The following is a 5,045-nucleotide window of genomic DNA, read 5'->3' as shown; positions in this document are numbered from 1 at the left end:
GGCGAACCTGCGTGACGAGGTCGTCGGCCGCACCCTTCGTCGCGGGCGACGTCGCCGGATTGATCAAGGTCAGCGCTTCAGCACGACGCGCAGTGCCGGCCGACAGCATCAGCGTCGCGGCGGCCGCAATCCCGAACAGGCGCATCGGGCTTGCCCTGAGACCCAAACTCCTCAGCATGGAATCCTCCCTGAATCTGGACAGCGGATTGCGATGCTCGTTCGCGGCCCGCGTCATCCCTGTTCAATTGCAGTCGCTCCCGGGATTAAATTGCGGACAGCGATGTGAACGCGCCATGAATGAACGGAGCTGGGCCCCGCGCTGCGGCGCCGTGCCGCGACGGAAGGAATTTTGAAAATGACTGTTTACGCGATTGCACAATTGAAGATGACGGACCGCGCAGCCTATGAGCGCTATCAGGCGCGGTTCTTCGATGTGTTCAGGAAGTACAATGGTCGGCTGCTCGCCGCCGATGAGCGCCCGCGCGTGCTCGAAGGGGCGTGGCCGCACGACAAGCTCGTCATGATGTCGTTTCCCGACGAAGCCGCCTTCCTCGCCTTCTCGAACTCACCCGATTACGAGGAGATTTCGCGCGATCGCAAGGCCGGCGCGCAGGCGACCGTGCTGCTGGTCGAGGGATTTGCGCCGGCCGGCTAGCGCGTCACCAGAACGGCCCGTAGCCGAACACGAAGGGTGCGGGCACGCGGTAGGGATAGGGACGGTAGTGCACGGGCCGCGCGTAATAGCGGGGATCACGGCGCACGAGGGGCCGTGCAATGTATTGGTTTCGCGCGGGTCGCCGCACATCGAAAACCGCGATCCCCGCCGAGGCCTCTGGCACTGTCACCCTTGGCGCAGCGAACGCGCGAGGCAGGCCGGCGGCAAGCGCGACGGCGACGACCACTGCAACCCATCTCGTCACCACGAACCCCGCGAGGCGACTACGCTGTTTGGTTGGCGGGGCATTGAGCCGGGCCTCAGCCGCGGCGCCAGTAGCAGCTCACACGCGGCACGATCACCGTGCCGCTGGGCCGGAATTCCTGCACATAGGTGGCGTTGCACACGCGGACTGCGTCCGGACCGGGATTGTAACGCGGGTAGACGCCGTCCGGGCTGTCATAGGGCGTGACGCGCAGCCGCGCCGGAGGCCGCTTGCGCGGTGGCGGGGCGTCAGGTGAGGCCTGGGCGAGGCGGATCTCGGGGCCCGCCGTCTGGGCCTCCGCGCCAACGCAAAATGGCGAAAACAACCCCATGCACAGTAGCGTCAGCGCTGTTTTCGCTCGCATTTTTCCGCCCACCTGAAACGTCCCATTTAAGACCCCACGCTCCCCGTTTTGGAAGCGCCCGTCAACCTCGCCGCGTTTATAAAGCCGGATGCATCGCCGCGGAACCCGCGCTAAGAGGTGGGCATGTGGACGGAATCGAAAGCACCCTCGCTGGCCGAGATGGAAGCGACGGCGCATGACATCTTCGAGCGCCTGCCGGCGGAGTTTCGCACCCTGTGCGAGGGCGTGATCATCCGCGTCGACGACTTCCCGTCCGAGGAAGTCCTGGACGAGATGGAATGCGAGAGCGAGTTCGATCTGCTCGGACTGTTCCAAGGCATCGGCCTGCCGCAGCAGAGCCTTGGCGACGTGGCGCGGCTGCCCAACATGGTCTGGCTCTACCGCCGTCCGATCCTGGATTACTGGGCCGAGCACGACGAGAGCCTCGGCCATATCGTCCGCCACGTCCTGATCCACGAGATCGGCCACCATTTCGGCCTGTCGGACGACGATATGGCCGCGATTGAGGCCAAGGCAGAGTAGGAAGTGCCGCGCGGGAGGTGTGCTCCCTCCCCCGCTTGCGGGGGAGGGTTGGGGAGAGGGTGTCGCCGCAATGGGACAGTCTCCTAGAGGAGAGAACCCTCACCCCAGCCCTCTCCTGCAGGCGGGAGAGGGAGCGCACCTCCTCCGTGGCTTGATCCCGCCAAGCAGACTAGACCTGCCGAATTCGGTCTAGGATTCGGGCCTCGATCGGGATAAATACGCCTTCCCTGATCCACCCCCGGGAAAGCCCAACCATGGACAAGTTCACCACGCTGGAAGGCGTCGCGGCGCCGCTGAAGATCATCAATGTCGACACCGACATGATCATTCCGAAGCAGTACCTCAAGACCATCAAGCGCACCGGCCTTGGCAAGGGGCTCTTCTCCGAGCAGCGCTACAAGGACGACGGCAGCGAGAATCCGGATTTCGTCCTCAACCAGCCCGCCTATCGCACTGCGAAGGTGCTGGTCGCCGGCGACAATTTCGGCTGCGGCTCGAGCCGCGAGCACGCGCCCTGGGCGCTGCTCGACTTCGGCATCCGCTGCGTGATCTCGACCTCGTTCGGCGACATTTTCTACAACAACTGCTTCAAGAACGGGATCTTGCCGATCCGCGTCAGCCAGGAAGACCTCGACAAGCTGTTCGACGATGCCGAGCGCGGCGCAAATGCGACGCTGACGATCGACCTGCCGAACCAGGAGATCCGTGGTCCCGACGGCGGCAAGGTCAAGTTCGAGATCGATCCGTTCCGCAAGCACTGCCTGATCAACGGCCTCGACGACATCGGCCTCACGATGGAGAAGAAAGCCTCGATCGACACCTATGAGGACAAGCTCAAGCGCGAACGCGCCTGGGCCTGATCGCAAGTTTTCGTTCGAGCCCCGGTGCTGATGGCGCCGGGGCTTTTTCTTTGTCCAAACTATCCCTTATAGCTTCCGCGCATGCTGCCCGAGATCGTCACCTTCTGGCATGGCCCGATGGACGCGCTGCGCCAGACCTGTCTGCGCTCGCAGCTGGCGGCCGGCCACAAGGTCACCGTCTACAGCTTCGACACCATTCCCGGCCTTCCCGCCGGCGTCGCCAACGCGGACGCCGAAGCGATCCTGCCGCACGCATTCTCCGAACGCTTGCGGCCGCCGCAGCCGGACGGAAGCTGGCGCGACTGGACCACGCTTCAGTTCAGCGACTTCTTCCGCATGAAGCTGATGGCGAAGGGTCTCGGCCTCTGGCTCGACGCCGACGTGCTGCTCTTGAAGCCCGTCGAGATCGATCCGGCGAAGCCTTACTTTGCCTGGGAGCGCCCTCGGCAGCTCGGCAATTCCGTGATCTATCTGCCGCCCGAGCACGGCATCGTCAACGCCTTCGAGCAGCTGATGGAGCAGGAGGAACTGACGCCGAACTGGCTGTCGGTGCGCCACCGCATCACCTTCATGGTGCGCCGCCTGCGCGGGGGCTCGAGCCGCCTCTCCGACATCCGCGTTGCGATCTATGGCCCCGCAGCGCTCACCGCGCTCGCGCGCCGCACCGGCGAACTCGCATGCGCGCTGCCGAAGCAGTCGTTTTATGCCGTGCATGCCGAGCCGAAACTTTTCTTCGATCCGTCGAGCTATCTCGGCCTCGTCACCAACCCCGAGATCATCGGGCTACACATCTCGCCCAAGGGCCGCGGCGGCGAGAAGCCGATCGCGGGCAGCCTGTATGCGTGGGCTGCGGAGCGGTTCGCTTAGCTCTCGTGCCCCGGACGCAGCGCAGCACTCCCGGCGATGCGAAGCATCGTCCGGTGTGATGCGCTGCTGAGCCGGGGCCCAGCAATCCGGTGAGATGGGTCCCGGCTCTGCGGAGCGGCACTTCGCGCCGCGCCGCGTCCGGGACACGAGATCGGTTTCCTTGTCTCGATCCAGTTTGATCCAGCGCAACGCGCTCCTGCATCATTGTGCTTAATTCGCTCCAATTCCGGCGTCCGAAGGGAGCTTTCCATGAGCACCGCAAGCAGGCCTTATCCCATCATGCAGGACCTCATCGAGTCCTTTGCAAGCTGGCTGAAGCATCGCCGCGAGTTGAACGAGATGCGGCAGCTCGACCGTGCCGACTTCGACCGGATCGCCAGCGACCTCAGGATCGCACCTGACGACCTGGAGGAACTGGTTCGCCACGGCAAGCACGCCGCCGACGAATTGCCGAAGATGCTGGAACAGCTCGGCATCAGCGCCGAAGGACTCGGCCGCGCGCAGCCGCTGCTGCTGCGTGACCTGGAACGCGTGTGCTCGCTGTGCAATCACAAGGGCCAATGCGATCGCGAGCTGGCCGACGGCACCGCCGCGGAGAACTATCACGGCTTCTGCGCCAATGCCTCGACACTGGAGTCGCTCGATCGCAGCGCCTTGGCGGCGCAGGACAACCAGAAGCCGGAGCTCTCGGTGCTGTAGAACGCGCCGAGACGACCCCGTCACAACCTTCTTGCACAGGTCCGGATGCGGGGCCTGATCCGGCCGTCTTTCAATGGCTGAGCCGGTTCGGCGCGCGCGATGGCGGCAATCGCGGGCGCGCACAGGTGTGAAGCACCTCATATGCTCGCCGCGCGCGCCGGTCTAGCCTGGGGCTTGTTCGCCTCGCGCCTGTCGTGATTCTCCTTTTCGATCATTGCACGTGCTTCGTTCCGCAAGGGACACACCATGGACGCCGCCATTGCTGCGAAAGCCGCCGTCGCCGCGACGAGCAGCCGCGACCGGAAGACCCGCGTCTTCATCTCCTATTCCCGCAAGGATTCCGTCTTTTCCAACCGGCTGGTCGACGCCCTCAACGCGCGCGGCTTCGAAGCCTATCTGGACAAGAAGGACATCTTGCCGGGCGAGCCGTGGCAGGAACGGCTCGAAGCGCTGATCCTTTCCGCCGACGCGATCGGCATCGTCATCAGCCCCGACCTGATCGCCTCTCACGTCTGCGCGTGGGAAGCCGAACGAACCGAGAGCTTGCAGAAAAAACTGCTGCCGCTGGTGTATCGGCCTGTCGCCGACGCCGACCTGCCGCCACGCCTCGCGCGGCTCAACTACATCTTGCTGCGCGACGGAGACGATTTCGATGCCGGACTGTCGGCGCTGGCGGTCGCTCTGGATACCGACATTGCCTGGATTCGCCAGCACACGCGCATCGGCGAGCTGGCGCAAAGGTGGGACGGAGCCGGCCGCCCGGCGTCCGGAGGCCGCCTGCTGCGCGGCGAGGAATTGACCGACGCCGAGGCC

At 64.8% G+C, this 5,045-nt stretch carries 7 protein-coding genes; 6 read left to right on the top strand and 1 reads right to left on the bottom strand.

Going from position 1 to position 5,045, the window contains the following annotated elements:
• Nucleotides 1–355 precede the first annotated feature (355 nt).
• Nucleotides 356–655 (top strand): DUF1330 domain-containing protein, encoded by a 300-nt coding sequence (locus tag MOV74_RS31005; protein ID WP_246930676.1) that lies wholly within the window; start codon nucleotides 356–358, stop codon nucleotides 653–655.
• 320 nt (nucleotides 656–975) lie between these two features.
• On the opposite strand, the gene MOV74_RS30995 is transcribed toward MOV74_RS31005, so the two are convergent.
• On the bottom strand, nucleotides 976–1,251 hold the full coding sequence (locus tag MOV74_RS30995; RefSeq protein ID WP_246930679.1) for a hypothetical protein: 276 nt from the start codon (nucleotides 1,249–1,251) through the stop codon (nucleotides 976–978).
• 156 nt (nucleotides 1,252–1,407) lie between these two features.
• On the opposite strand from MOV74_RS30995, the gene MOV74_RS30990 reads away from it, so the two are divergent.
• The 5 genes from MOV74_RS30990 to MOV74_RS30970 form a co-directional block, all read left to right on the top strand.
• Nucleotides 1,408–1,806 (top strand): metallopeptidase family protein, encoded by a 399-nt coding sequence (locus tag MOV74_RS30990; RefSeq protein WP_246930672.1) that lies wholly within the window; start codon nucleotides 1,408–1,410, stop codon nucleotides 1,804–1,806.
• A gap of 254 nt (nucleotides 1,807–2,060) precedes the next feature.
• Nucleotides 2,061–2,666, top strand: a complete 606-nt coding sequence (gene leuD / locus MOV74_RS30985; RefSeq protein WP_246930670.1) for a 3-isopropylmalate dehydratase small subunit — start codon at nucleotides 2,061–2,063, stop codon at nucleotides 2,664–2,666.
• Nucleotides 2,667–2,747: 81 nt separating this feature from the next.
• Nucleotides 2,748–3,533 carry a hypothetical protein gene (locus MOV74_RS30980; RefSeq protein ID WP_246930668.1) on the top strand — a complete coding sequence of 262 codons (786 nt, stop codon included), beginning with the start codon at nucleotides 2,748–2,750 and terminating at the stop codon, nucleotides 3,531–3,533.
• A gap of 249 nt (nucleotides 3,534–3,782) precedes the next feature.
• Nucleotides 3,783–4,232 (top strand): hypothetical protein, encoded by a 450-nt coding sequence (locus MOV74_RS30975; RefSeq protein WP_246930666.1) that lies wholly within the window; start codon nucleotides 3,783–3,785, stop codon nucleotides 4,230–4,232.
• A gap of 246 nt (nucleotides 4,233–4,478) precedes the next feature.
• A partial coding sequence (locus MOV74_RS30970) for a toll/interleukin-1 receptor domain-containing protein (protein ID WP_246930664.1) occupies nucleotides 4,479–5,045 on the top strand: 567 nt, incomplete at its 3' end.

The organism is Bradyrhizobium sp. SHOUNA76 (assembly GCF_023006445.1).
In the GTDB taxonomy this organism is placed as follows: domain Bacteria; phylum Pseudomonadota; class Alphaproteobacteria; order Rhizobiales; family Xanthobacteraceae; genus Bradyrhizobium.
This window is presented reverse-complemented; position numbering and strand designations above follow the sequence as displayed.

Coding starts and splice junctions, on each gene's coding strand:
- MOV74_RS31005 (WP_246930676.1), top strand. CDS start 356: ATGACTGTTTACGCGATTGCACAATTGAAGATGACGGACCGCGCAGCC.
- MOV74_RS30995 (WP_246930679.1), bottom strand. CDS start 1,251: ATGGGGTTGTTTTCGCCATTTTGCGTTGGCGCGGAGGCCCAGACGGCG.
- MOV74_RS30990 (WP_246930672.1), top strand. CDS start 1,408: ATGTGGACGGAATCGAAAGCACCCTCGCTGGCCGAGATGGAAGCGACG.
- leuD (WP_246930670.1), top strand. CDS start 2,061: ATGGACAAGTTCACCACGCTGGAAGGCGTCGCGGCGCCGCTGAAGATC.
- MOV74_RS30980 (WP_246930668.1), top strand. CDS start 2,748: ATGCTGCCCGAGATCGTCACCTTCTGGCATGGCCCGATGGACGCGCTG.
- MOV74_RS30975 (WP_246930666.1), top strand. CDS start 3,783: ATGAGCACCGCAAGCAGGCCTTATCCCATCATGCAGGACCTCATCGAG.